Raw genomic sequence first — 22,861 nt, forward strand, 5'->3', positions numbered from 1 at the left:
GATTACCTTCTTTCCAAGCTGCGCACGGACTTCGCGATCGACGCGACGTACTTCGTGAGGCGGGTCTGCGGTTCCATGTCGGCGAAACCGAATCGGGGCGTGACGGTGAAGCCCGCTTCGTTCGTGTGCGCGACCGTGATCTCGCTGACGATGTCGTGAATGGCGGCGGGCCCGACCTGCACAGGCACGCGGGTGCCGAGGTCGTAGGAGGTCGGGTAACGGAACCAGGACGTCTCACGTAGCTCCGCGGCCACGCTCCCCTTCTCAGCGTTCGCTGCGAGCGCCTCCAGCCCGTACGGGGTGAGGTCAGCGCCCGGCTCAGCGTCGGAAGCGTCCACGTACACCTCGAGCACACGGCCGAGCTCAGCTTCCAGCGCCGAGTTGATGACCGTCTTGTACTCGCGCGCGACGCCTTGGCCGGCGCCGCCGACGACCACGCGTGTCGCGGTCGCCGGCTGCCGCGCGATCCTCCAAGAGGAGATCACTCCGGACAGAGCGGTGAGCGCTCGGGTGTAGACGGCGCCCGTGCGGATCTCGACCACCCACCTACCGGTCTCCCGGTTGCGTTCGATGGTGAGCTGCAGGCGGGCGTCTGTGAGCATGTCGACCACGGTCGCGACCTGGTCCATCCGGAACCGGCTCACACCGACCGGGCCGCGACCCTCCGATGCGGGCACGTCCACCGGCAGGTTGAGACGGTCCACGGCCGCAGCGATCACGGCGAGTGCCCGCGTCTCCGCCGGACCGGTGTAGGTCGCGAACTCGGAGGTCTGCGCGGTCACGGCGGCGTCAGGCTTCTGCCACGCGAGCATGCTCGTGAACCACGAGAAGTCGTCGACCACGCTCGCTGTCAGATTCCCGTAGGGTCCTGCGCTCTCGATCTGCCCGACGCGACCCTCGACCAGCCGGCGCTGAGTGAGCAGGCCCTCGTCGAGGGTGATCAGCCAGACCGTCGCGCGGGCGCCTGGTGCAATTAGTGCGGGAACGGCGGGGTCGGAGTCGCGGACGGTGATGCTCGCGGTTGACGCCTTGTTGTAGCGGAGGGTGCACGTCGTTGCCGACGGCAGCAGCTGCTTCACGAAGGACGACGACGCTGTCTGCAGCTCGACGAGGATATGTTCGAGCTGCATCAGTAGGCCCGCCAGTACAGAGGTGTCAGCTCCGCCACGACCGACCCGGTGCCTTCCGCCTGGATGACCAGCGGCGAGGTCCCACCCGCGGGGACGGGTCCGAAGAGCTGGAACCCAAGCTCCGCGGTCACGTCGTCACCATCGAGGGTCGCGAACTGTGCGGCCGGGTCCGTGTCGATCGTGAGAGCCGACCCTTCGGGCACCGGGATCGCGACCTCGATGATCGCGCCGTCGACCCCGAGCTGGATGCTCGTGAGCGGGCCGTTCACCGTCCACGTGAGGTAGGCCGGCTCGTTCCCGGGGTTGTCGATGTTCGCCAGGGCGAACGACGAATCCGAGGAAAGGTAGTAGACGTCGCCCGGCTCGTCCGGGATGAAGTCGACGCCGGCTTCCGCGCCGAGGAAGGTCTGCCGGACCGCCTGGCCCCGCCACAGCGGGCGGGGCGCAGACAGCTCGAGCCCGATGTTCGCGTAGCCCGTGAGGAACGGGTCGACCTGGAACACGTGGTTGCCGTCGAAGACGCCGACGAGCGCGAGGGTCCGCGCGTCATCGCCCTCCCCGACGGTCCACGTGCCCGGGACGATGGGGTGGAACGAGTCGAAGAACGCGGCGTGCTGTGTGCGCCACTCGCTCGCCGACCGCGCCTGGAACATCAGCGGCCAGAACACCCGACGGGACGGGATGTGGTAGCTCCGCAGGTCCTCACCGTGCACCAGAGGCGACGACGACGACCGGACGTCCATCTGCGGCATGTGCAGGCCCTGCACGCCCGGGAGCATCGAGGGGAACGTGCCGTACGACAGGACGAACGTCTCACCGTTCACCCCGGTCCACGACATGAACCGGCCCTCTGCGACCTCACGCGGATCCGGCTGAACCGCTGGTGCGGCGAAGACGATCCCCATTCACGCCTCCTCAGAAACTGGCATCCATCGCCCGCTGAAGCGCGAGCGCGTTCTCCTTGGACACCTGGGTGGGGTCGTAGGAGTAGTAGGTCGCGCCGCGGTTATCGACGTGGATCGGGGCGCGCTCCGAGGAACCCCTCTGCGCACCGAGTCGCATGAGCGCGTTCTCCGCGATCGCGATGTTCCGCTCACGCTGATCCGGCTTCCCCGATACGTACGCCTCCCAGACCGTCTCCGGCTCAGCGAACTTGTGGATCCCGGCGGCTCGACCCGCGTAAATGCCTGGCTCGAACCCGCCGTTGGCGAACGCCTTGTAGTCGTACAGGCCACCGTTGGCGTTGTACGCCGCGGCGACCTCGCCTCGTGCGGCGCCGGTCTGCTTGACCATCTGGTTGATGACCACGTCCCTGCGCCCCGGGATGTCGCGGATGGCCTGAGCGACCTCGCGCGCGTTGTCCATCGCCGCTTCCCACCCGTTGAGAGTTACGGCGGTGCCGATGTTCTTCGGGATCAGGCCTAGGTCGTCGGCGTAGTCCTCCGCGGCGTCGCCCGTGATGTTGAACGCGCCGAGCATGTCGATGACACGCCTGCGTCCCTCGGCGAGGACCTTCGCGGCGTCCTCTTCCGAACCTGTCCGGATGGCCGTCGCTGCCGCGTAGTCGAGGGCGCTCTTCGCGGCGGAGTCGATTGCCGCCTCGTTGTCGCGCCCCTTCTGGGTCGTGTTGTCGAGGGTGGAACCGTTCTTCTTCGCGGACTCAGTGAGGTCATCGAGCGCTTGCTCGAACTCGCGCGCTGCTGCACGCGAATCGAGCTCCACGGACCCGAAGCCCCGGATCTGGTCCGCGAGCTTGTCGACCTCGGTCCCCGTGCCTTGCGCGGCGCCCTCAAGCTCCTGCAAGGCTGCAGCGTTGTCGAGCGCGCCTGCCGATGCTTCGTCAGCGGAGGGCTTGATCTTGCCGAGCGCGATGTCCAGGAGGACGTTGTCGTCGGCCGCGAGGCCCGCGACATCCGCCTGTTGGATGAGCGCGTTGCGCAGATCCGAGGAGCTGTTGATCAGCGTGAGGATGTCTTCGTCGGTCAGGTCGTACTGCTCGCGGATGGCCGCCAGTGCGCCGACGAGCTCATCCGGCGAGACGCCGGCGAGGGCGTCGCCGAGGTTCGTGACGGACGCGCTGAGCTGGTCGAAGTAGATGTCGATCGGGTCGTCGCTGTTCGACGACGGAGCGCCCTGACGGATCTGGTCCAGGACACCGCCGAGGTCCTGCAGGGTCTCTTTGACCCGCTCTACCTCCCACGGGAACGAGGTTCCCTCGACGGACTGCGCGAGCGCCTTGTCGAGGCTGCCCTTCGTGAGCGTGTTCTGCAGCTCCGTCGCGTCGGCCTCTACGCCACGCAGCGCCCCGCCGATCGCCTCGAGGCCCGCCACAGCGGCGCCCGCGACAGCGAAGGCTCCGAGGAGTCCGCCGAGAGTGCTGAGCCCGCGAGAGAGCCGCTGGACGCCGGGGGGCATGCCGTCGAGCGCCGACCGGAACTCTGCGATCTTCGGGACCGCGGTGAAGAAGAGCCCCCCGGCGATCGACACGGCCGCCCCGGCAGCGCCGATCCAGAAGACCGCCGACTGCCCGGCGTCGGGCATCTCGTTGAACCCGTCGACCAGGCCGGTGAGGAACTGGACGAAGAAGCGCCCGGGACCGTTCGCGGACTCCCCCATCTGGATGAGGCCGGTGTCGATCGCTCCGCTCAGACCCTCGACGTCACCCTTCAGGTTGTCGAGTCGCTTCGCAGCGGTCTCCGCGGCGTACCCCTGGTCGTCGACCATCCGGGTGTACTCCTGGATGCCACCCTTACCCTCCTGGAGGAGGATCGAGGCGCCACGGATCGCGTCCTGACCGAAGATCATGGCCAGGTTGGACTGCTTCTGCTCCTCGGTCATCCCGGCGAACGCAGTCTCCAGCTCGCCCGCGAGACCGGCGAGGCCGATGAACTTGCCGGTGGAGTCGTAGGCGTTGATGCCCAGCGACTCCATCAGTTGGGCGTTCTCCTTCGTCGGGTTCGCGAGACGCAACAGCATGGTGCGGAGCGACGTGCCCGCGTCCGAGCCGAGCATGCCGGCGGAAGCGAACGCGGACAGCGTGCCGACGGTCTCCTCTACGGGCACCTGGAACTGGTGCGCGACGAGGCCGGCCTGGTTCAGGGCCTGCGCCATGTCCTCGACGTCACCCATCGCCTTGCCCGCGCCGGCAGCGAGGAGGTCGGCGACGTGGGAGGCGTCCGTGCCGTCGAGCTTGAACTGCTGCAGCGTGGTCGACATGACCTCCGCCGACCGGGCGACGCCGAGGCCACCAGCAGCAGCCAGGTCGAGCGACCCGGTCAGGCCGCCGCCGAGGATGTCCTTCGCGCTGAGACCGGCCTTCGCCATCTCCTCGATGGCGTTCGCGGACTCCGTCGCGGAGAACACCGTCGCGGCGCCCGCCTCGATCGCGGCGTCACGCAGGGCGACCTGGTTCTCCGTCGCGTCGTCGCCTGTCGCGATGACGTTCGACATGGCCTGGTCGAACTCGACGAACTTGCCTATCGCCAGGCCGACGCCAGCGGCCATGACGCCACCCGCGACGAGCATCCCGCGGCCGAGGAGCTCGAACTCCTGCTTCTTCTGGGAGAGCCGTTCGACCTCGGACCCTGTGTCCCGGACCGACTTCTGCGCGGTCGCGAACGCCTGGTTCCAGTCGTTGACCTGAGCGGAGAGGGAGACACCCACGGGACGGTTCGACAAAGGGACCTCCGTGGGTGTGTCCTGTGGCTGCTAGCCGCCGTTCGCGGGCTCGCCGAACGCCTCGTAGCGGACGACCCACAGGAGGGGCCAGTCGTCGTCGCCGACGGCGTCTCGACGCGCCTTCTGCGCCTTGTTGAGCGCGTCCTGCGCGAAGTCCGAGAACGGTTCCGCGACGAAGTGCCCGGTCGACTCGGTCGAAGCCGGGTTGTTCAGCGGGTTCGTCGCTTCCGCGATGGGGACGCCGTGGGATCCGCGGGGCGTGTGCTCACGCTCGTAGTCCGCGAGGATCAGTGCCCGGTCGCGGTCGTTGAACTCCGGTTCCCGGGTCGTGATCGACGTGCCGGTCAGCTGGCCTTCCGCGTCGTAGTGGCGCGTGACTTCCGCGGGCTCCCAGCCTTGGAAGCGGCGGGGCGAGATGCCGAGGGAGCGGGCGAGCTTGACGCCGAGCCCGCCGCCGCTTTTCCCAGCTCACGCAGCTCCTTGACGGCCGCGTAGTGGTTGAGGCCCCAGATGACAGTGCCGACATTGTTGCGGTGCACGGATTCGAGCACGGACCAGAGGTCGGCCCACTCCTCGCTCGTGACGGGTTCCCCCTGAACGCGGAGATGCTCTGCGGGGTAGAGGCGAGGGAGCATCGCCTGGTCGTAGCCGATGTTCGAGTCGCCGGGAACGGCGGTGCGAGGCGGGCAGCTCGCGACGAGCTGCTGCCAGGCGTCGGGGAGGAGCTTGACGGCGGTGACCGTGACGAGCTCACCTCCGAGCACGATGTCGACGGTCGCGATCTTCTCCTGCGCGAGCTCGGCGCGCTGCTTCTTGATCAGTTCCTGGATGTTCACGTTCTGCTCCTCACCATGTCTCACCATGCGGAAGGGGGGCCGGGGTGGGGCCTGGTGAGGGAAACCCCACCCCGGGGTCGGTCAGGCCGCCTGGACCGTGATCTCGTGCTCGCGGCGCACCTTGTCGCGGACGTTGAGCTTCTGGATCTTCATCAGCTCGCTGTTCGCGGTCGGGGGCACATCGCGAGGGATCGACGTGGTGACCGGGATGATCGCGTTGATCTTCGTGTCCTCGTCGATCTCGTGGTCGTTCGGGTAGCCGAGGATGTGGACGATGTTGCCGTCGACCCCCGGGGTGCCGAGCACCGTCTCGACCTGGGTCGGGGTGGTGCGGTTGTAGACCCAGCGGACCTCGACGGTGTCGGTGACGGTGCCGTCGAGCTCGAGCGCCTGGTCGAGGGTGTACCGGCCGGCGGTGATCGTTGCGATGGTCATCGAGTGGTTGAACCCGTCAGGCGCGAGCCCGTAGGTCAGCCGCTTGACGCTCGCGGCGTTGAGCTCGGCGACGGTGGGCTTCGTGGGATCCGCGATGGTCGGTGCCCACAGGACGATTCCACGCCCATCGGCGGCCTGGCCGCGCTGCACTGCTTCCTGCAATGCGTCCTCCTAAGAGTCGGCCCCCGCGGGGGCGGTTGATGTGTCCTCACCAGGACGGTTCGAGGTGCGCTTCTTCGCGGTCCTCGTCGCGGTGCGCTTGCGCGCGGGCCGCGGGGCCTTCACCACTCCGGCGACGAAGGTCGCGGCGCGGGCGTTCTGGACTGGGATCGGGTCGATCACCTCGTAGATGTCGGGGTTCGCTGCCGCCTCGGGGACGGCGACGTCGTACTCGTGCAGCGGGTCGCCGGGCTTCTTGCCTCGGACGCGAACGAACGGCATGGGGCTCCTCACGCGAGGTCGGAGACGACCTCGAACGCGAGATCGCAGAAGTACAGGTCGGCCTTCGGGTCGTAGTCGACGTCGTTGCCCTCATCGAGCCGGATCGGCCACACGTACCGGCCATCGACCGCGAGGTCCTGGCCGACGATGGCGAGCGCGGTGTCGGCGATGAGCGCGCACCCGGTCGCGTCCACAGCGACGGCGCGGAACTGGAAGATGTACGTCGCGCGCGAGTTCGCGGTGACGCGTTCGCTGTAGCGCGACTGCGTGAGGGTGTCCGGTGTGGACGGCCACAACACCCAGTAGTTGTCCTGCACGAAGTCACCCGGCCCGCGCAGGCGGACCGCGTCGTGCCCCGATCCGGTGAGGATAGGGAACGAGTCCAGAAGCGCCTTCATCGCGGCGTGGTGGGCCTGAGAGGTCATCAGTAGATCCCTCCGCGGAGCAGGCCGGACACGGCGCCGGACAGGGTGGACTGGAACCGGGTGCGGGCGAGGGAGCGTTCGATCGCGACCTCTATCCCGCGGATCAGGTCCTCCGCGGCGAACTTCTCCGCCTCCCGGCGGGACCGGTCGGGCCGGGCTCCCATCGGCGTGACGAGGGGGTCGTCGAAGATGCCGGCGGACGGGACCAGGCCGCCCTTTCCGGTCTTGCCGCCGTAGCGTTCGAGGTTCGGGCCGATCTCGACGTAGAGGACGCCCTGCCCGAAGGCACCGACGCCCCGCGTCTCGTAGTCGATCGTTGCCGTGTACTGGCGGCCGAGCGGGTTCCTCGCGGCCAACTCGATCCACCGGGCCTTCGTGCGGGCTCCGACCTGCTGCATCACCGCCGGCACCTCCGCCGGCACGAGGTCGGCGAGCTCGGTGAGGTCACGTTCGAGGTCCCGCAGCTCGGAGATGTCGAACGCGTCCGCCACCGCTCACCCCCTGTCAGCTGAGGATCTGCACCGGGTATCGCGCGGCCGAGGTCTGGCCCGCCTGAGGCTTGCCGGACACCCTGTAGCGGGTGCCGACGAGCGACTGATCCACACGAGAAGCGTTGACGAGCACTTCGGCGTCCCGGGACACGACCGTGCCCGACGGCAGCTTCACCACGGGCGACTGGTCGGCGAGGTCCTGAGCGACGACGTCCCTGTCGGAGACCGCGAGAGTGGCGAGAGCGATCTGCGCCGGCCCCTCGTACTCGACCGTCGCTGGGACTCGCTCCGCCTTCCCCGTGGTCGGGTTCGTCTGGAGCTTGAACGTCCCGACGACGACGTCCTCGGTGAACCGTGTCTCCGCGGTGCGTGCTCGGGCGCGAGCGAGGATCGATTCGACACTCACGACGACCCCAGCACGATCGAGAACGCCCCACGCTTCGGCCGGCGCCGCGGGACCAGCTTGTCGATCTCCGCATCGGTGACGTACACCGCGCCGGACGATACGGCGCTGTCACGGCGTCGCGTGATCCGGTAGTCGTCGATGCCCTCCGACTCCTCGAGCCACCCTTCGGTGTTGACGAGGTAGCGGCGGACCATCTCGACGACGGTCGAGGTGTAGAGCGTCTTCCACAGGTCATCGGTCGGCGGGACGAGGATGCCTCGCTGCTGCAGCTGGTACTGCACCTCAGCTTCGGCGTCCCCGATCCGCGTCTCCGCGACCGGCTTCTCGTCGTCGGTGAGCGCCCGCCACCGCGACTCGAGATCATCGACGGTGACGGGCGGCCACACGGTCAGGCCGTCGCGATCTTCGCGTCTTCGAGCGCCTGGATGATGTCGCCGCGCTTCGCGTCCTCGGCGAAGTCGACGTTCAGCCCTGCGGCCTTCGTCGCCTTCACCGCGTAGTCGCGCCACGCGTCGGCACCCGAGCCAGCGCCCACCTTGGGCGGAGGAGTCAGCGAACCGGCATCCTCCGACTCCGTGGAGCCCGCTGCCGGTGGTTCCGGCGTCGCGGCGGTGCCGGTGCCGCTCGGGTTCTCCGGCGTCTCCTGCGAGTCGCTGTCCTCATCCGGGCTGGTGGTCCAGACGTTCGGGTTCGTGATCTTGTCCTTCGCCCACTTGGGGAGCTTGTCCCCGGGGCCGAAAGTGTGGGCCGCGAAGTCCTCGTCGTGGACCGTGACGAAGGTGTTCAGCTTCTTGCTCATGCTCTTCTCCTCTGATGAGGGAGGGAGACGACCGAAGCCGCCTCCCTCCCAATCGGTCACGCGGTGACGACGGCCTGGAAGGTCAGGTCGGGGTTCGCGAGGACCGGGAGCGCGATGCCCGCGGCCTTCGTCCACACCGCGACCGGGTCCTTCGTGGAGTAAGCGCCCGCGACGATCCCCGGCTCTTCGCCGGTCAGCTCGTACTCGGGCTCGAGGGACTCCGCCGTGGTGCCCCAGAACGTGCCACCGAGCTGCGTGTCGCCGGCGGCGGGCAGCAGGATGACGTTCGACTCCGGGATGACACGCGACGCCGTGACGACGCCGGAGCTCGAGTTGCGGACGTTGATCTGCGCGTCGTTCAGGACGATCGGCGGCAGGTTGTACGCGGCGAGCAGCGTGTTCAGCGCGGCGGGCGACACGATCGACGGCGCCGTGGCACCGACCGACACCAGGTTGCGCACCTCGGCGGCACGGAGGATGTGCGCGAGCACGGTCTCCGACGTGAGGATGGCGCCCGGGTTCGTGCCGCCGTTGTTCGCCCGGTACGTCTTGCGCCAGGCGATCAGGTCCGCGATGGGCGTCGCGGATGCCGCGACGGACCAGAGGGTGCCGGGAGCGACGTTGGTGTGAGCGGACCGACGACCGAAGTCGACCTCACCGATCACACCGTCCTCGTTCAGCGTCACCTTGCCGGTCGCCAGGGCCGCGCCTCGGGCGAGCTCGATGCGGGCCGCGACGGCCTGCACCATCCGGTCGGTGTCGTTGAAGATCGAGTTGCGGATCGACTCGTCCAGCGAACGCTGCCGCAGACGGTCGTACTCCGACAGCTTGATCTTGCGCGACACCGGGGGCAGCTCACCCGTAACGCGGGTCGCACCGGGGCGGCTCGCGATCGACGACTCAGCGTCATACGACCGGAACGAGGCCGCCTCCGCGAGACCCTGGCCACCGCGGGTGAATCGGTACTGCAGGTCGTCGACGGGCTCCGAGGGGAGGAACGCCGACAGGGTGAACTGGTTCTGCTCGATGTCGGCGAGGGCCGCGCGAGCGTACCCCGTCAGCTCAGCAGGAGTGATGTAGTCCGTGGTGATGAGCATGGCTCACTCCTCTCAGATGAACTGGATACGGCCGGCAACGTCTGCCTTGCCGTTCGCGTCGACGGTGAACGGGAGAGCGGCCTCGTTGATCCGACCGTGGACGAGGAGCGGGCCGACGACGTCGTTGCTCCCGATCTTCTGGGCGGTCAGCAGGAAGCCGACGAGGGTCTGGCGGCCATCGGTCGCCGTGTCGTCGTACAGGCCGTACTTACCCGACGCGGTGATCTTGCCGAGCTTCGTGCCCGACGGGAGGTGACCGACGGGGTAGTGCGTGCCGGAGGTGAAACCACCACCGGCACCGGGGACGATCGTGACGCTGATCGCAGCGTCCTGACCGTGCGCCGAGTCCAGCCAGGACTGGTCGTCCCCGCCGAACGTCTCGGTCTTGAGTCCGAGATCCATGAGGTATTCCTTTCGTGAGGGTCAGCCCCGGCGCTTGCCGGCGACTAGTTCTTCTTGGGGTGTCGCTTCTCGTACGCGGACTTCCCGCTTTCGAGGCCGCCGTCCGCATCGCCCCGTTCTCCCTGGCCGGGGAGTCGACGGTTCGGTGCGGCACCCTCCTCCGAGTTCTCGTCGACCCAGCTCTGCAGCTTCACGGTGTCGACGGACTTGCCGTCTTCCGCGACGAACTGGGATCGATCGAGAGTGAGGAGCTTCGAGGCGGTGTACTTGCGGCCTTCGAGGGCCTTGTCCAGCTGGTCCGCAATGCGCTCGATGGCGAGCTCGCGGTCCTTCGCTGCGAGGGCATCCTGAATGCGCTTGTCGACGTCCTCCTCGGATACTCCCGAGGCATGGTCACCGGCCTTCTCGTCGCCCGGCTTCGGTGCGTCACCCGGCTTGGGGTTCGACTTCGACTCTTCGAGCTTCCGACGCTCGTCGGCCCGCGCGCTACGGTCCGCTCGAGCAACGCGAGCAGCGACAAGCCGCTCGAACTCTTCCTGCGATGCCGGGGGCTTGAATCCGGTGTCTCCACCGTCGCCCCCATTCGCACCGTCGCCACCGGCTCCGTCGCCGCCCCCGCCGGCCGCGTCGTCGACCGGCGCGAAGTAGCGCAGGAAGGGGCGGTGGAAGGTGGGGGCGAACCCGGTACCGGTGATCTGTCCGAAGGCGTTGCTCTTCATGATGTCCTCTCCCGTTTAAGGCCCGTGCGGCCACCGTTTAAGGCCCGGACGGCCGCCGCGACACGCTCGCGTAGCGCCTCCACCGCAGCGGTGGGAAGAGTGAGGGGGTGTGATCGGACCGGATTCGAACCGGTGTTACCGCGCCGGGGCCACTGCCGCTGAGGGCTTCGGCGAGTGTGATTACTCGCTCTGGGGACTCGAACCCCACGGATCGCAGCGTCCTCGGCCGCTAGACGACCGATCGCACCTCAGCCGAGCCCGAGCGCGCGCGCCAACCGGCGGACGCTGTCGGGGGTGCCTGAACGATTCAGGCCGTTGAGCTGCACCTGCAGCGCCTGCCGAAGCTCGGCGATCCGCTCAGGTGTCGCAGGGATCGTGTTCGCGAACCGGTCAGCCGACGAAGGCCCGATCGAGCGAGGAACCGTCCCGGTCCGGAGTGCGTAGTCCAGCCGGTACTTCGCGTCGTACAGGTTCCGCTCCGCGACGGTCATCGTCGAACGATTCAGGACATCGCGCTGGCCGGTGGCCGCGGCGTCGAACCGTGCAGCGCGGGCCGTGGTGACCCGCTGTCCGCCGATCGTGACCGCTCCCCTACCGCGACCCGCGGCGAGGATCTGGGCGTCAGTGCGGACCCCAGGAGACAGCGGGACGACGACCTGGCCACGGTCCCGGATGAAGCCCCGATCGCGGAGAGCGCTGATCGCTTTCGACCGGGTGCCGGCCGTGCGATAGATCTGATCGATCTGCGACTTCGCGGTCGGGAGCTTCCGGACCTGCTGGTTCACGACACCGTAGATGTCGGCGCCCTCACGGATCGCGCGCGCCTCGGACCGGCCGAACGTCTTCTCCTGCTGCTCGGGGGTGAGCGACTGAAAAGCCTCGTACGGGTCGGTGCGCATGTCGCCGGCGATGTCCTCGCGCGCAGGGATGTGCGAGCAGTCGCAGCGCGGGTGCCGCTGGAAGCCTTCGTTCCACCGGAACCACTTCCCCGCGAGGATGACGCACCGGCTGCACGAGGGCGGGTTCAACATCCGCACGTACCCGGTGATCGAGGGGCGCTGGATGATGTCGGCCTGGTAGACCATCCGCCGCGTGTCGGCGAGGACCGTCAGCGTCGTCATCGTGAGCCAGCGGCCCGACTGCGCGAGCGCTTCAGGGGCCGTCGCGCCGCCCGCGACCGCGCTCTTCGCCTTGATCACCGACTCGTCGAACAGCGACCCGAGGTCGCGGCCGTCCGGCGCCGTAGCGAGGAATGCGGCCGGGACGAGCGAGCCCGTCGCCGGAGCATCCTGGCCCGTGTCTCGCAGCACCGCCGCGGTGTACGGGACCGCCTGCGTCACCGCGGCCAGTCGTCCACGGTCCACGACGTCGAGGAGCGTGCCGCGAGTGCCCGCCCACGAAGCGTCGAAGTCGTCGCTCATGCGACGCCACACCCGGCCGACCGCGGCCGCCGTCGTGGCCGCTACGCCCTGCTGGAGCCGGTACTGCTCACTGGCCGACCTGGGCAGCATCATCGAGACCCCTCATCGCCGCGTTCAGCTGCGAGTCCTGGATCGCCGTGTCATCCCAGTCCCGCATCCGGTCCTGCTCGACAGCCGTGTACCCGAGGTCCTCACGTGCCTGCTCGATCGGGAGGATCGACCGACCCGAGTTGTCCTTCGCCTGCACGAGCTTCACGATCGCGTCGGCCTTCTGCGCGATCGTCGGAGTCGACGCGTCACGCCAGGACGTCTCGATCATCCGCGGCCGAGCATCGGCGCCGCGGCCGAGCTCCATGAGCACCAAGCGCTGCACCTGCTCCCACCGGGTCGACAGGGTCGTCTGCTTCCGCTCCGCCCGCTTCACGAGCTCCGACTCCGAGGAGCGGATCGCGTCGGCCGAGGGCGGGTTATCGCCCTGGAAGAGCAGGTAGTGCGCGGGCAGGCCGAGCTGCATCGCCACGATCTGCATGAGCAGCTTGATCGTGTTGTGGAAGTTGGTGAGCTCCGCTTCGGGGAACTGCCCGAACTTCGCATCCTTCTGCACCGTGCCCCACATGCGGCCGGCAACGAGGGAGAACGTGTCGATCGGGTTGCCGGTCTCGTCCATGAAGTCGTTCTCATCGAGACCGGTTGCCCAGCGCCGCGGGAGGGCGTGGAACTCGGCGGACACCATCATGTCGCTGGCGATCTTGTTCAGCGCGTCGAGCGGGCTGATGATCGGGTAGAAGACGGAGCGGCCGAAGCGCTGGTCGACCTTCCCGTTCCGGTACCGGCCGAGGACACGCGGGTCGTTGATGAGCGGGACGAGCGCGCACAGGCGCTGCTCGTTCGGCCCAGTCGCGTCGCCCTCCTCCTCAAGCCACTCGCTGCCCTTCTGCCGCCAGGTGATCGACGAGCCGTCAGAGCGGAGGTAGGTCATCCACTTCGTCTTGTCGAGGTCCGTCCAACGCTTCAGACCGTGACGCACCTGATGCGTGCGGGGGTCGTCCTCGTGGATCGCGTCGAACGGGGACTCGATCGTGATCACCGGAGCGTCGTCCGCGGCTTCCCCGCCGCCGACCATCGCGTACGCACGGCCGAGGGCCAGCGACTCGCGGTGCGCCTGCTGCGAGATGAACGGGCCGTCGTTCTCCTGCCACACGTCCCGCACATCCGCGTCCGCTGACGTGTTCCCCACGACCTCACGCACGAACGAGCCATCCGCGCTGACCACGGTCCGCTGCGCCGACTGGACCCGAAAGTCCTCGATGTCGAGCCGGTTGTCGTACACGTCGACCGCGAACAGGGCGAGGTTCAGGACGATCGGTGACAGCCGGTAGCCGAGCTGCTCCTCGAGCTGCTGCGACACGAACCGGAGAGGCTGCTCACCATCGAAGTACAGGTCGTTCTTCGCGAGCGGCTTCTGCTCACGGGACAGCAGTCGCGCCAGCCGGCGAGCCTCGTCGAGATCGGTCACAGCCCGTCTCCTCTCAGCGCCACACGCGCACCTTCGGTCGAGCTTTCGGGGGTTCCCACCCAGCGGCGAGCGAGTCACGGACGGCAGCGTTCGCGAGGATGGTCGTCATCGCGAGGTCGATCTTCTGCGTCTCGTTCGGCTTGCCGAGGATGTACTTCTGTCCGGGCTTCGCGACCTTCTTCGCGTGGCCCATGTGCGCCTCGGTGACGGGGCACCCGTCCTGGGTGATCAGGCCCTCGCGGAGGTCAGCCTCGAACCGGCGGATCTCCGGGTACATGCGCGAGACCTGGTTCGTCGGCCAATCGATGACCTTCTCCTCGCCGTGCTTCGCGGCCCACGCTTCACCGTCGGTCGTCCAGTCCTCGGGGTCGTAGTAGAACCGCGCGACGACGAACCGGTCGAAGATCTCGTCGATCGCGAGAGCGACCTCGCTGTGCGGGATGCGGTCGCCGTGCTCGCGCGGGTTCCAGATCGTCGGGGTGTTCGGGTTCGGTCCCCATCGAGGGGTGAACGAGAACCCGGTCATGGTCTGCGCTCGGATGACGGTGAAGTCGTTGTTCACGCTGCCGTCGAACGCGAGCCCGATCGGTGTCCCATCGGGAGGGTTCGGGAGCCACGTGCGATCCACGTCGACCTCCTCGGGAACTGCTGGGAGGGGCGCAGATCCGCCTAACCGTTGGAGCCGGCATCATGAGCGGTCTTCGCGCACACAGCAGAGACGCGTTGACGCCCCTCCCACATCTCTTCGCTGAAAGCCGCTACGCTCGCGCCGTGAATCCCGACTTGATCATCCAGGCTGGCGTGTTCGTCGCAACTGCAGTGGCGACAGCTATCGCCTGGGGTCAAGCGATCATCGCGGGACGGCGCCAGGAGGCGGCTGAAGAGGCGAGTGTCACAGCTGTCGCCGCTCGCGACGCCGCTGTGCTGGCGCAGCAGAAAGCCGCCGAAGCACTAGAAGAAGCCAACGAAATCGCGCGCGACGCTCTCGAGGCGCAACGGAGCCTCCGCCCGCCAAGCTGGGGTGAGATCCGCGAAATCGATCAAGGCATCTACGCCGTGGCCAATACCTCCGGACGTACGGTCGAGGTCACCGCTGTTAAGCCGCTAAGCAGGTCGCTACCGATCTTCGATCCCGGCGATCTTCCTATAAAACTGCAGCACGGCGAATCACTAACGTTCTTCGCGATCATTGGCCACAACAAGGAGATGACTGGCAACCGTGTCGCAATAACCTGGCGGTCCTCCGACAACCCGTCAGCGGTCCCCGCTACGGATGAACGTCGGTTCTGAGCGTCACGCTGCGAGCGCTGCAGGGGCAGCGTAGGCCGATTCCCAGAGACCGTCCGGAAGCCACGTTCCCATGCCACGGACTAGCTTGTTGCCGTAGAACCGTTCGGCCTGCGCCGGGTCTTGCTCGAGCAGCTCGGCGGCCTCCGCTTCGATCGAGTCGAGGTCGACGTGGCCGGCGCCGAAGTAGACGTACTGGTGGATCTTCCGCCGGTCGCGCTTGTTCTTGTAGCTGAGGTTCTTCGGCGGCTGCCGGTAGAAGCGGAAGATGTCCTTCGCGCGCGACTCGTACGTCGCCCGCGCCGTCGACTCCTCAGCGGGATCCCACGTGTTCGTGAGCTCGACGCCGCGGCCGCCCATGCCCGACGTGCCTCGACGCATCGTCTGCGCCGTGCCCATCAGGCCGTTCGTCTTCGTGTAGATCCCAGTCTCGTCCTGCACGAACCCGGTCGTCGGGTTACCGAGGCGGGATGACTCCGCCGACGTGACCTTCTCGATCACACCGTCGTCACCGATGCGCATCAGCTTCTCGCCGACACGCACCCGCTCAGCCAGCGGCCCGCGGAGCACCATCTGCTGCAGCGGACGCCACGTGTTGTTCACCTGATCCTCTGACGTCGCCATCAATTGGATCAGCGGAGTCGGCCACGGCATGCCCATCGGCTCGCCCTGCTCGTACTCGTACACGAACCCGCACATGCATCCGTACCGGGCGCAGTCGTACACGTCGTCGTCGCCGGCCCACCCGGCGAACAGGTCCGGGCCGAGCGCCATGACCGTGGTTGTCGCCGCAGCCCATGGGCTCTTCCCGTACTTCTGCGGCCCCACGATCAGCGAACGCCGGTACTCGAACGCCTGGTTCTTGATCGGGTCGTCCGGGCGCCACGGTGTCTCCGGGCGGACACGGCCGTGGTTCGCGGTGCACCAGAGCTGCCAGTCCGAGAGGACGAACGGCTGGCCCTTCTTGAACCCGTCCGGGATCGGCAGGTGCCACGCAATCCAGTCGGCCTGCAGGTATCCGAGCGTCGGCCATGCGACGTCGAACTCAGGGGTGATCGTCTCCGACATTCGGCAGCGCCCTCAGCCTTCCCCTCGATGACGGCACCTGCCGCTTCGCGGCCGTCGGCTTCGACGACGCGACGGTCGGCGCCGCGACGGGGTTCGTCGAGATCCGGAAGCCAGCGCGCAGCAGCGCCGCGTGAGACAGCATCAGGTCGTTCTCCTGCCGGAGCAGCAGGCCACGCAGCGCCGCGGTCGCGCCGGGCTCCTCAGCCTCGACCGAGGTCCGCACATACATCGCGACCTGCCGGTGAGAGGACTGCTCCTCCCAGATGATCGCCTGCGGTCGCTTCCACATCTGACCCCACACGGTCCGCTCACGCGCCGACGCCTTCGACAGCGGCCATGCCGGCGCCGCACCCGTCCGCGCTTTCGGGAGAGTCCGGATCGCGCCGGCCTCGATCCGCAGCGCCTCAGCGAGCGACCCCGGGTCTGGCGGGCGACCAGCGCCCGTACGCGCACCACCTCGAGGCATCCGTCATCCTCTCGTCAGCGAGCCGACCCTGACGATCGGAGCCCGATTCTGAGCACAATGCTCGTCGCCGCCGATTCCCGCCGGTGGGGAAAGCTCACATCTGCACAGCCGAGAGACCCGATCCCGAGCAGAACGACTAGCCCAGACCCAGCGAGCAACACCCCGGGGCGAAGTCTTTGATTCCGCCGCGCATCGGAGCCACCTCCCCGGCGGTCCGGTCGGGTTGTGTGGCTGGGGGTCCCTCCCCACCCCTGTTGTCCAGCTGTGTGGGGCTCGGGGGCGGGTGTTCGTGTTGTGGGTGGGGCTCGGTGCCTACAGGCTGTCGAGGTCGGCGAGGAGGGCGGGTGTGTGCACGTAGGTGGGGTCGGTGTGGGAGGGGTGTGGGTGGTCACCGAGCGTCGCGCGCTGGGGTTCGGTGAGGTAGTCGAGGAGTTGTACTCGCTGCTCGTCGGTGAGCTGGAGGGATCCGGGGGCGTCGAGGGTGGCTTCGTGGGCGATGATGCTCGCGGCTCCGGTCTCGTGTCGGAGGATGTCGAGCATCATGTCCGACCAGTCCTCGGTGGTTCGGTCCACCTGGTCGAGGATGAGGATGAACGGGGTGTGCTCGTAACCGTTCGCCTTCAGGGTGGGGATCGGGAGGACCTGGATGCGTGCCACGGTTCAGCCCTCCGTCACGGCCGGGTGGTTGTCGAGCCATTCCATGAGCGCGAGTCGGTGGCGTTGCAGCTCTCCGCGCGCCTGAGCCTTCTGGTCGATCTCCCGCGTGAGCAGGTCGATGCGGTCAGTGGTGTCAGCCAGCGCGAGCTCGACCTGTTCGCGGACGTCCTTCTCGACGTCGGAGACGCTCTTCGCGGGCCGGTCGATCGGGCTGTTCAGGATGGGCGTCAGGGACATGCCGTGTTCTCCTCACCTGTGGGCGGCGCGGCCGCCGGCTGCTCGGTTGCAGCGGTTGGCGTGCTCGGGTCCGCGGTACTTCGTGCGGTCGTGGTCGTCGTGACCCAGGTCCCATGGCTCTGTGGCCGTGATGATCCCGCGGCAGCGAGCGCAGCGTATGGTGCCGGTCGCTACTTTCGGCGCCCACTCGGCGCGGAGCCGGTCGTGCTCGGCGTTGTAGCCGCGGGCTTGCCTGCTGCCGCGCGCACGGTCCCGTTCGCGTTCGTGCGCGGGGCAGCGGGACCCTGATGGGACGAGGGTGGGGCATCCGGGTTCGAGGCACACCTTCATGCCCATCGCCTGGCACCTCTACTCTCGGATAGTGCTCGCGTTCCTGGCTGCCCTCGTCCCGACGATCACCTCACTCGGTGTTGCCGTCTGGTACCTCACTGATGCGATCTCACATCGGGCGTTGCGTCGGCGGCGGTACGAGCTCAGCGAGAAGCTCGAGGAGGCGTCCGCGGCGTCGCGCCGTCGCAATGACCCGAACCTCAACATGGACCAGCGGATGAAGGATCTCGCCGAGGAGCAGAACCGACTGCGCCGGGAAGCTGGACTGCCCGCCGGGCTCAGCATCCGGGACCACCAGATCGATGCGGAGTTGGGGCGTGCGCTTCCTGTCGCGGAGATCGTGCGGCAGCTCGTCCTCATCGGCGGCGCCGTTGCCGGGATCATCCTGCTCGCAGCGGATACCGCAGCCGCCTGACGACGAGTGGGGGGCTGGGAGGAGCGGCGCAGCACTTGGCTCCCCGCGGGGTGCTGCTGATGCTCGAAACTCCCAGCCCGGTCTAATCGGCGTCGCCGTTCGCCGTGGTGTCGCAGCAGATGCCGAGGAGCAAGCTCCACGTGTACTGCGTCCCGCAGACGGGGCAGGTGACGACGCTCAAGGTTCGCTCCGGCGGTAGTGGCAGACGCTCGTCCTGGCGCACCGTTCCAGAAACGAGGGATGCGCCTGGTAGATGACGAGCGCCGCGATCATGGAGTCGAAGCCGCAGCTTGGGCACGTCTCGCCAGTGAGGAACGGTTCCCCGATCACGATGCGGACGCTCAGTGAGGCCTGACCATCGCTCATGTGCGCTTCCGTCCGTACAGTTGCGGGTCTGACCGGCGGACGTCGGCGAGCCAGATCCAGCGGACGAACCGACGGTACGTGTGGGTCCGGGTGATCGCGGCCAAGAGGAGCGCGATCGCGAGGCCGGTGAGCAGTCCGAGAAGGAACATCACAGCAGCGCGATCCGTGCGGTCGTGAGGTGCTCGTCCTGGTCGAACTCGGGATGCTCGAGGAGGAACGCGCCGATCTCGTCGAGCGCGTTCTCCATGCACGTGTTCTGCGCGCTGATGTGGTCGAGCGCACCGTCGAGGACCACGGCTCGGGTGATGCCGTACGCCATGACTACACGAGCGCTCTCGTGACGAGGGCGGCCAGGATCTCCGGGCCCGTGGTGAGGCCGAGGCCATGGGGACTGTCCGTCCACCGGGGGTAGGTCGGCCGCTTCGGCGCCTTGTAGAACGGGACGCCGGCGCGCTTGCGGGCCTTGCGAGCTGCGTTGCCCATGACCGTGTCCCATCTCGAGGTGTGCGTCCCGGTCGGGAGGAGATGTCGTCTCGCGCGTCGCATGGGTGGTGTGTGCGCGGCGTCTCGACTCCCGACCGGGACGAGGTGCGGCCGGACTGCTACTCCCCCGCCAGGAGTCGGGGTGTGTTCGCGTCCGGCCGGTCATGCCGAAGGCCCCTGACCACTGGGAGGTGGAGGGGCCTTCGCTGTTCGGAGAACTGTCTGATCTTGAAGTTAGGGCTGGAAACCACTCTGTCGAAGACATTCGCGAGAAACCGGGCGTGTCGCGCCCTCTGAGCCTCGTGAATGCGAACATGAGCGGTCCCGGGAGTCAGGGTGCCCGATCCGCGGAGCCCCTCCTCAGATCGCCCTGAGCGGCCTCGGCATTCCGCTGCGCCCGTAGCCGGTACTGGTGGGCGGGGTCGTTCTTCATGCGCTCGCGCCACCACTTCAGGAGGACGCTTTTCTCGACGACGCGGCATCGTTGACCGTCGCGGATCTCCCACCCCATCGGCATCCCGTGCTGCCGCCAGTAGCGCACAGCTCTGGGGGTGCGGTGAACGAGCTTCGCCGCTTCCCTGTAGGTGAGAGTGGGCACCGTTCAGCCGTTCGCGATCTCGAGAAGCACGTCGGCGTGGCAGGGCTGGTCCAGAGGGCAGAAGCACATGAGGTTCTTCCCGGCGAGCTCGGCACGAACTTCATCCGCGGCCGGGCCGATGGCTATGCGGTAGAGCTCGACCGCGAGCACTGCCGTGACGGGCACCTCTCGCACCTGGACGGGGGTTCCCGTCGGCGCGGCGTAGGGCCACTCAATGAGCGCTGACTGGCCGACTCGCCACGGGTTCCCCCACGGGCCCGGGCGGGCGACGCTGACGGTGTTCTCCGGCTTCCGCCACCCAGCGGTGCGGCGCTGCTGAATGCGTTCAGGCATCAGGTGTCCTTCCTGATCGGGATGAGACGGGCCGGGCACTGGGTGCAGATGGTTGTCGTCGGGCCCATGAAGTCCTGGAGGGTAGCGACCAGGTGGCCGACGTGCTCAGCCTCGACGAACGGGGCGTGCTCGAACGTGCGGGCGACCAGCGACCGATACTCGCGTTCCCACCAGGCGGGCGTCTGATCCAGCTCGGCGCGGATGGGCACCGGGATAGATGCCGTCCGCGAGGGATGGGGCTCGAAGGGTGGGTCAGCACGGCCGCTCATCGAGGGATCCTGTTGGCGTAGTGGTTCTGGATCATCCGGTCGATGTCCTCGTCTGTGAAGCCGTGCGCGATCATCCGGGCTCCGACCATGAGCGCCGGCTCCGCGTCCTCAACGCTCGCGAACCCGGATTGCATGGCGATCGTGCCGAGACGAGTGTGATCTGCCCGGGTCCAACCTTGTGCGCTCACTGCTCCCCCTCTCCGGCGTACCCCGTGGCAGTGTCCCAGAGGGTGCGTGGCACGTTGTCGGCCTTGTTGGCGCGTCTGCGGCTAGGCGTGTCCCATCCGGGCCGCGGTGGGCGCTGGGCCACGACGCGGAACCCGGCCGCTCTGAGGCTGGCGCCCGTCTCATCGGCCTGTGTGTAGGTGATGAGGCGGTCGTAGCCAAGAGCGAATGCCGCCCGCCGAGCAGCGCCGTAGAGCATGCTGTTCGCGTTGCGTGTCCCGTCCGTGGCGGTTCGGATCACCTCGAGGGTTGCTCCCTCCGACTGGATCACGCGCGACACGGGACGACCGACGATCGCGACGCCGACCAAACTGTCGCCATCGGCGACGCCCACGGAGAACTTGTGCCCGATGGGCGGCTCGTTGTGGCGGTGGTGCGCGGCCACGAATGCCCGTGCGGCCTTCAGGTCGACAGGGACGATGCGCAGGCTCACTGCTCCCCCTCTCCGACAGGCACGTGGCGCGGGCAGTAATCGGGCTCGTCCGGCTTCAATCCGGTAACCCATCCCTCTGCGGCCGCGGCCTCGCGCGTGGTCCTCAGGTTGGTGGTTCCGTATCCGAACGATCCCCGACAGATGGGCGGGGGCGCGTCGCAGTGGAGGACCACAGACCGGTCGACGCTCATCAGGTCACCGTCCGCAACGTGACTTCGGTCCCGCACTCGCACCTCACGACATTGCCGTCCGGGTCCAGTTCGATCCCGTCGTACAAGGCACCGCACTCCGGGCATTCCCATGAGTACGTGGCGTACACGTCGGCTTCGGCGGTCACGGCTGCTCCCCCTCTCCGACAGGCATCCACGGGCCAGCGGGTACGCCCTTCGTTCGCGCCCGGAGCAACGGGTTCCGCGCCACGGCGGCGAACTCGCGCGCCTTGGCCAGGTCGGTCATCACGCCGGAGGTGCGTCGTAGCGCGTACCCGTCCACGCTCGATGCGTTCGCCGAGGAGTAGGTGACTTCGTACTCCATCTCGGGTTCCGAGTGCTTCCGGGCGAGCACGTCGAGCACGGTGGGCACCAGCCATTCGGCCAGCGTCTCGACCTGGACCTCGTGCATGAACGTCTCGTACTCGCCGCTGTCCGCGGTCTCGTGGTTGCGGGCACGGGGATGTTCACCGAGCCGATCCGCCAGAGCCTCGAAGATCGCGCGTGCCTCGCGTTCGTCGTCTCGTGCTTCCTGTCCGGTCATCGCTGAACCTCCTTCGCTTCTGCGGCTTCCTTGGCGACGGCGCGGGCTAGACCAACGCTCATCGCTTGATGCATTCCTGTGACAGCAACAGCGGCCGCTGCTCCGATCGCGGAAAACTTCTGCGAGAGCGTGCGCATCTGGCGCCGCTTCTTGCGGATTGCACGCCCACGGCGGCGTCGGTCTGGGCTGGTCATGGTGTTGTCTCCTTGCAAGTTGGGTGGTGGTCAGGTGTCGGTGGGTTCGCCGTTGAGGTAGGTCTGCCCACAGCCGCGGCACACACCCACCCGGGCAACGGTCCCGTCTGCGAGGTCGGTGTAATCGTTCTCGACCTTCCATTTCCCGCACGTGTCGCACCGTTCCCGGCGCGGGTGCGGGTGGATGCCGTGGACGGTCTTCAGCCGGCGGACGGTGCGGAAGAGCTCTTCGACGTCGAGCTCGAACTCGTCGAGCGTGTAGATCGTGGCGGCGTGACCGATGAGCCATCCGACGGTGACGAGCGCCGTGTCCCTGGCGGTCGTGGCCGTCGACAGGGCGCCCGTGGGGAGCGTGGGCGCGTCCTCCCGGGTCTGCTCCGCCTGCTCCCAGACGGTCGCCGCGTATCCCGCGAGGAGGCCCCACAGGTGCTCCGCGTCTCGGCTCATCGCGTCGTCGATCGTGTCGGACAGGTCGCGGTGGTCGTTGCCGCCCGTGATCTGCAGTCGGTCGAACGCGGACCCGCCGCGGGATACACCGATGCGGGGTTGGGCGAGGGTGACGAGCATGCTGAGCACGTCGGGGATCTGGCCGAGGTGGTGTTCGAACGAACGCTCCCAGGCGTGGAAGTTGATCTCCGGGTGGATCGCGTCGAGAGGGATAGTCATCGTCTCGTCTCCTTGCTCGTAGACTCCGGCGCATGGCTACCGTGTATCCGCTTGATCCCCCGCGCTCCGGCGAGACCGCTGCGTTCGCGATTCACCCCGACGGCCCGCGCCGGACCCTCACCGCCCAGGACGACGACTGGTGGACGACTGACACCGTGGGCGGCGTCCAGTCGGAAGTGCGACGGACCGAGAACGGCTTCTCCGTCCTGACGACCACCGGCAAGGCCAAGGTCGAAAGCGAGTGGGGTACATGGCGGGAAGCGATGATCCACGGTCTCGTGTGAC

At 67.9% G+C, this 22,861-nt stretch carries 36 protein-coding genes and 1 tRNA gene; 3 read left to right on the top strand and 34 right to left on the bottom strand.

Annotated features, from left to right (window positions below; genetic code table 11):
- Positions 1-2: 2 nt before the first annotated feature.
- The 18 genes from BLR68_RS01020 to BLR68_RS01100 form a co-directional block, all read right to left on the bottom strand.
- Positions 3-1,130 (bottom strand): Gp37-like protein, encoded by a 1,128-nt coding sequence (locus BLR68_RS01020; protein ID WP_018188151.1) that lies wholly within the window; start codon positions 1,128-1,130, stop codon positions 3-5.
- Positions 1,130-2,035 carry a hypothetical protein gene (locus BLR68_RS01025; protein WP_018188152.1) on the bottom strand — a complete coding sequence of 302 codons (906 nt, stop codon included), beginning with the start codon at positions 2,033-2,035 and terminating at the stop codon, positions 1,130-1,132. The genes BLR68_RS01020 and BLR68_RS01025 overlap by 1 nt, the downstream gene beginning before the upstream one ends.
- 10 nt (positions 2,036-2,045) lie before the next feature.
- Complete coding sequence (locus BLR68_RS01030) at positions 2,046-4,793, bottom strand: phage tail tape measure protein (protein WP_018188153.1); 2,748 nt, start codon at positions 4,791-4,793, stop codon at positions 2,046-2,048.
- Positions 4,794-5,152: 359 nt separating this feature from the next.
- Positions 5,153-5,644 carry a hypothetical protein gene (locus BLR68_RS01035; RefSeq protein ID WP_018188154.1) on the bottom strand — a complete coding sequence of 164 codons (492 nt, stop codon included), beginning with the start codon at positions 5,642-5,644 and terminating at the stop codon, positions 5,153-5,155.
- An 81-nt stretch (positions 5,645-5,725) separates the two neighbouring features.
- Entirely contained in the window at positions 5,726-6,241 is a 516-nt protein-coding gene (locus BLR68_RS01040; protein WP_143015711.1) for a phage tail tube protein, read from the bottom strand.
- Between the two features lie 9 nt (positions 6,242-6,250).
- Positions 6,251-6,520, bottom strand: a complete 270-nt coding sequence (locus BLR68_RS01045) for a hypothetical protein (protein WP_018188156.1) — start codon at positions 6,518-6,520, stop codon at positions 6,251-6,253.
- A gap of 8 nt (positions 6,521-6,528) precedes the next feature.
- Positions 6,529-6,945: a hypothetical protein gene (locus BLR68_RS01050; protein ID WP_018188157.1), complete on the bottom strand. Its 417-nt coding sequence runs from the start codon at positions 6,943-6,945 to the stop codon at positions 6,529-6,531.
- Positions 6,945-7,436 (bottom strand): hypothetical protein, encoded by a 492-nt coding sequence (locus tag BLR68_RS01055; protein ID WP_018188158.1) that lies wholly within the window; start codon positions 7,434-7,436, stop codon positions 6,945-6,947. Before BLR68_RS01055 ends, BLR68_RS01050 begins: the two co-directional genes overlap by 1 nt.
- Positions 7,437-7,449: 13 nt before the next feature.
- Positions 7,450-7,842 carry a DUF6093 family protein gene (locus BLR68_RS01060; protein WP_018188159.1) on the bottom strand — a complete coding sequence of 131 codons (393 nt, stop codon included), beginning with the start codon at positions 7,840-7,842 and terminating at the stop codon, positions 7,450-7,452.
- On the bottom strand, positions 7,839-8,228 hold the full coding sequence (locus tag BLR68_RS01065; protein WP_018188160.1) for a hypothetical protein: 390 nt from the start codon (positions 8,226-8,228) through the stop codon (positions 7,839-7,841). The genes BLR68_RS01060 and BLR68_RS01065 overlap by 4 nt, the downstream gene beginning before the upstream one ends.
- Positions 8,229-8,230: 2 nt before the next feature.
- Entirely contained in the window at positions 8,231-8,641 is a 411-nt protein-coding gene (locus BLR68_RS01070; protein WP_018188161.1) for a hypothetical protein, read from the bottom strand.
- 56 nt (positions 8,642-8,697) lie between these two features.
- Positions 8,698-9,738, bottom strand: a complete 1,041-nt coding sequence (locus BLR68_RS01075; protein WP_018188162.1) for a major capsid protein — start codon at positions 9,736-9,738, stop codon at positions 8,698-8,700.
- Between the two features lie 12 nt (positions 9,739-9,750).
- Complete coding sequence (locus BLR68_RS01080; RefSeq protein ID WP_018188163.1) at positions 9,751-10,140, bottom strand: head decoration protein; 390 nt, start codon at positions 10,138-10,140, stop codon at positions 9,751-9,753.
- Between the two features lie 44 nt (positions 10,141-10,184).
- Entirely contained in the window at positions 10,185-10,859 is a 675-nt protein-coding gene (locus BLR68_RS01085) for a hypothetical protein (protein ID WP_018188164.1), read from the bottom strand.
- Between the two features lie 109 nt (positions 10,860-10,968).
- A tRNA-OTHER gene (locus BLR68_RS17845) sits at positions 10,969-11,103 on the bottom strand.
- Between the two features lie 4 nt (positions 11,104-11,107).
- Complete coding sequence (locus BLR68_RS01090) at positions 11,108-12,373, bottom strand: hypothetical protein (protein WP_018188165.1); 1,266 nt, start codon at positions 12,371-12,373, stop codon at positions 11,108-11,110.
- Entirely contained in the window at positions 12,348-13,796 is a 1,449-nt protein-coding gene (locus BLR68_RS01095) for a phage portal protein (protein ID WP_018188166.1), read from the bottom strand. Before BLR68_RS01095 ends, BLR68_RS01090 begins: the two co-directional genes overlap by 26 nt.
- A gap of 13 nt (positions 13,797-13,809) precedes the next feature.
- Positions 13,810-14,424: a hypothetical protein gene (locus BLR68_RS01100; RefSeq protein WP_018188167.1), complete on the bottom strand. Its 615-nt coding sequence runs from the start codon at positions 14,422-14,424 to the stop codon at positions 13,810-13,812.
- Between the two features lie 143 nt (positions 14,425-14,567).
- On the opposite strand from BLR68_RS01100, the gene BLR68_RS17675 reads away from it, so the two are divergent.
- A complete protein-coding gene (locus tag BLR68_RS17675; RefSeq protein WP_143015712.1) occupies positions 14,568-15,086 on the top strand; it encodes a hypothetical protein in 519 nt (172 codons plus the stop codon).
- Positions 15,087-15,089: 3 nt separating this feature from the next.
- Here BLR68_RS17675 and BLR68_RS01105 read toward each other — a convergent pair whose 3' ends face one another.
- From BLR68_RS01105 to BLR68_RS01120, 4 genes are all read right to left on the bottom strand, one after another.
- Entirely contained in the window at positions 15,090-16,151 is a 1,062-nt protein-coding gene (locus BLR68_RS01105) for a hypothetical protein (RefSeq protein ID WP_018188168.1), read from the bottom strand.
- On the bottom strand, positions 16,129-16,617 hold the full coding sequence (locus BLR68_RS01110; protein WP_018188169.1) for a hypothetical protein: 489 nt from the start codon (positions 16,615-16,617) through the stop codon (positions 16,129-16,131). The genes BLR68_RS01105 and BLR68_RS01110 overlap by 23 nt, the downstream gene beginning before the upstream one ends.
- 312 nt (positions 16,618-16,929) lie before the next feature.
- On the bottom strand, positions 16,930-17,274 hold the full coding sequence (locus BLR68_RS01115; RefSeq protein ID WP_018188170.1) for a hypothetical protein: 345 nt from the start codon (positions 17,272-17,274) through the stop codon (positions 16,930-16,932).
- 3 nt (positions 17,275-17,277) lie between these two features.
- Complete coding sequence (locus tag BLR68_RS01120; protein ID WP_018188171.1) at positions 17,278-17,511, bottom strand: hypothetical protein; 234 nt, start codon at positions 17,509-17,511, stop codon at positions 17,278-17,280.
- A gap of 328 nt (positions 17,512-17,839) precedes the next feature.
- Between BLR68_RS01120 and BLR68_RS01130 the strand changes: the two genes are divergently transcribed.
- Entirely contained in the window at positions 17,840-18,256 is a 417-nt protein-coding gene (locus BLR68_RS01130) for a hypothetical protein (protein WP_018188172.1), read from the top strand.
- A 362-nt stretch (positions 18,257-18,618) separates the two neighbouring features.
- Here BLR68_RS01130 and BLR68_RS17850 read toward each other — a convergent pair whose 3' ends face one another.
- From BLR68_RS17850 to BLR68_RS01165, 12 genes are all read right to left on the bottom strand, one after another.
- Positions 18,619-18,774 carry a hypothetical protein gene (locus tag BLR68_RS17850; RefSeq protein ID WP_155904728.1) on the bottom strand — a complete coding sequence of 52 codons (156 nt, stop codon included), beginning with the start codon at positions 18,772-18,774 and terminating at the stop codon, positions 18,619-18,621.
- Complete coding sequence (locus tag BLR68_RS17855; protein ID WP_018188175.1) at positions 18,771-18,941, bottom strand: hypothetical protein; 171 nt, start codon at positions 18,939-18,941, stop codon at positions 18,771-18,773. The genes BLR68_RS17850 and BLR68_RS17855 overlap by 4 nt, the downstream gene beginning before the upstream one ends.
- Positions 18,942-18,943: 2 nt before the next feature.
- Positions 18,944-19,105: a hypothetical protein gene (locus tag BLR68_RS17860; RefSeq protein WP_018188176.1), complete on the bottom strand. Its 162-nt coding sequence runs from the start codon at positions 19,103-19,105 to the stop codon at positions 18,944-18,946.
- Positions 19,106-19,436: 331 nt separating this feature from the next.
- On the bottom strand, positions 19,437-19,703 hold the full coding sequence (locus tag BLR68_RS01140) for a hypothetical protein (protein ID WP_018188177.1): 267 nt from the start codon (positions 19,701-19,703) through the stop codon (positions 19,437-19,439).
- A gap of 3 nt (positions 19,704-19,706) precedes the next feature.
- Positions 19,707-20,036, bottom strand: a complete 330-nt coding sequence (locus tag BLR68_RS01145) for a DUF4326 domain-containing protein (protein ID WP_018188178.1) — start codon at positions 20,034-20,036, stop codon at positions 19,707-19,709.
- Entirely contained in the window at positions 20,036-20,305 is a 270-nt protein-coding gene (locus tag BLR68_RS01150) for a hypothetical protein (protein WP_026302979.1), read from the bottom strand. Before BLR68_RS01150 ends, BLR68_RS01145 begins: the two co-directional genes overlap by 1 nt.
- Positions 20,302-20,439, bottom strand: coding sequence for a hypothetical protein (locus BLR68_RS17865; RefSeq protein ID WP_018188180.1), 138 nt, complete (start codon positions 20,437-20,439; stop codon positions 20,302-20,304). Before BLR68_RS17865 ends, BLR68_RS01150 begins: the two co-directional genes overlap by 4 nt.
- A gap of 50 nt (positions 20,440-20,489) precedes the next feature.
- Entirely contained in the window at positions 20,490-20,963 is a 474-nt protein-coding gene (locus BLR68_RS01155; RefSeq protein ID WP_018188181.1) for an XF1762 family protein, read from the bottom strand.
- A gap of 190 nt (positions 20,964-21,153) precedes the next feature.
- A complete protein-coding gene (locus BLR68_RS17870; protein WP_018188182.1) occupies positions 21,154-21,300 on the bottom strand; it encodes a hypothetical protein in 147 nt (48 codons plus the stop codon).
- Positions 21,297-21,716 (bottom strand): hypothetical protein, encoded by a 420-nt coding sequence (locus BLR68_RS01160; protein ID WP_018188183.1) that lies wholly within the window; start codon positions 21,714-21,716, stop codon positions 21,297-21,299. The genes BLR68_RS17870 and BLR68_RS01160 overlap by 4 nt, the downstream gene beginning before the upstream one ends.
- Positions 21,713-21,910 (bottom strand): hypothetical protein, encoded by a 198-nt coding sequence (locus BLR68_RS17875; RefSeq protein ID WP_155904733.1) that lies wholly within the window; start codon positions 21,908-21,910, stop codon positions 21,713-21,715. Before BLR68_RS17875 ends, BLR68_RS01160 begins: the two co-directional genes overlap by 4 nt.
- A 30-nt stretch (positions 21,911-21,940) precedes the next feature.
- Complete coding sequence (locus BLR68_RS01165) at positions 21,941-22,576, bottom strand: hypothetical protein (RefSeq protein ID WP_018188184.1); 636 nt, start codon at positions 22,574-22,576, stop codon at positions 21,941-21,943.
- 32 nt (positions 22,577-22,608) lie between these two features.
- Here BLR68_RS01165 and BLR68_RS01170 point away from each other — a divergent pair, with 32 nt between their 5' ends.
- Positions 22,609-22,860, top strand: coding sequence for a hypothetical protein (locus BLR68_RS01170; protein WP_018188185.1), 252 nt, complete (start codon positions 22,609-22,611; stop codon positions 22,858-22,860).
- Position 22,861: the final 1 nt, after the last annotated feature.

Origin of the sequence: Microbacterium sp. 77mftsu3.1, from assembly GCF_900100525.1 — a bacterium.
GTDB classification, from domain to species: domain Bacteria; phylum Actinomycetota; class Actinomycetes; order Actinomycetales; family Microbacteriaceae; genus Microbacterium; species Microbacterium aquilitoris.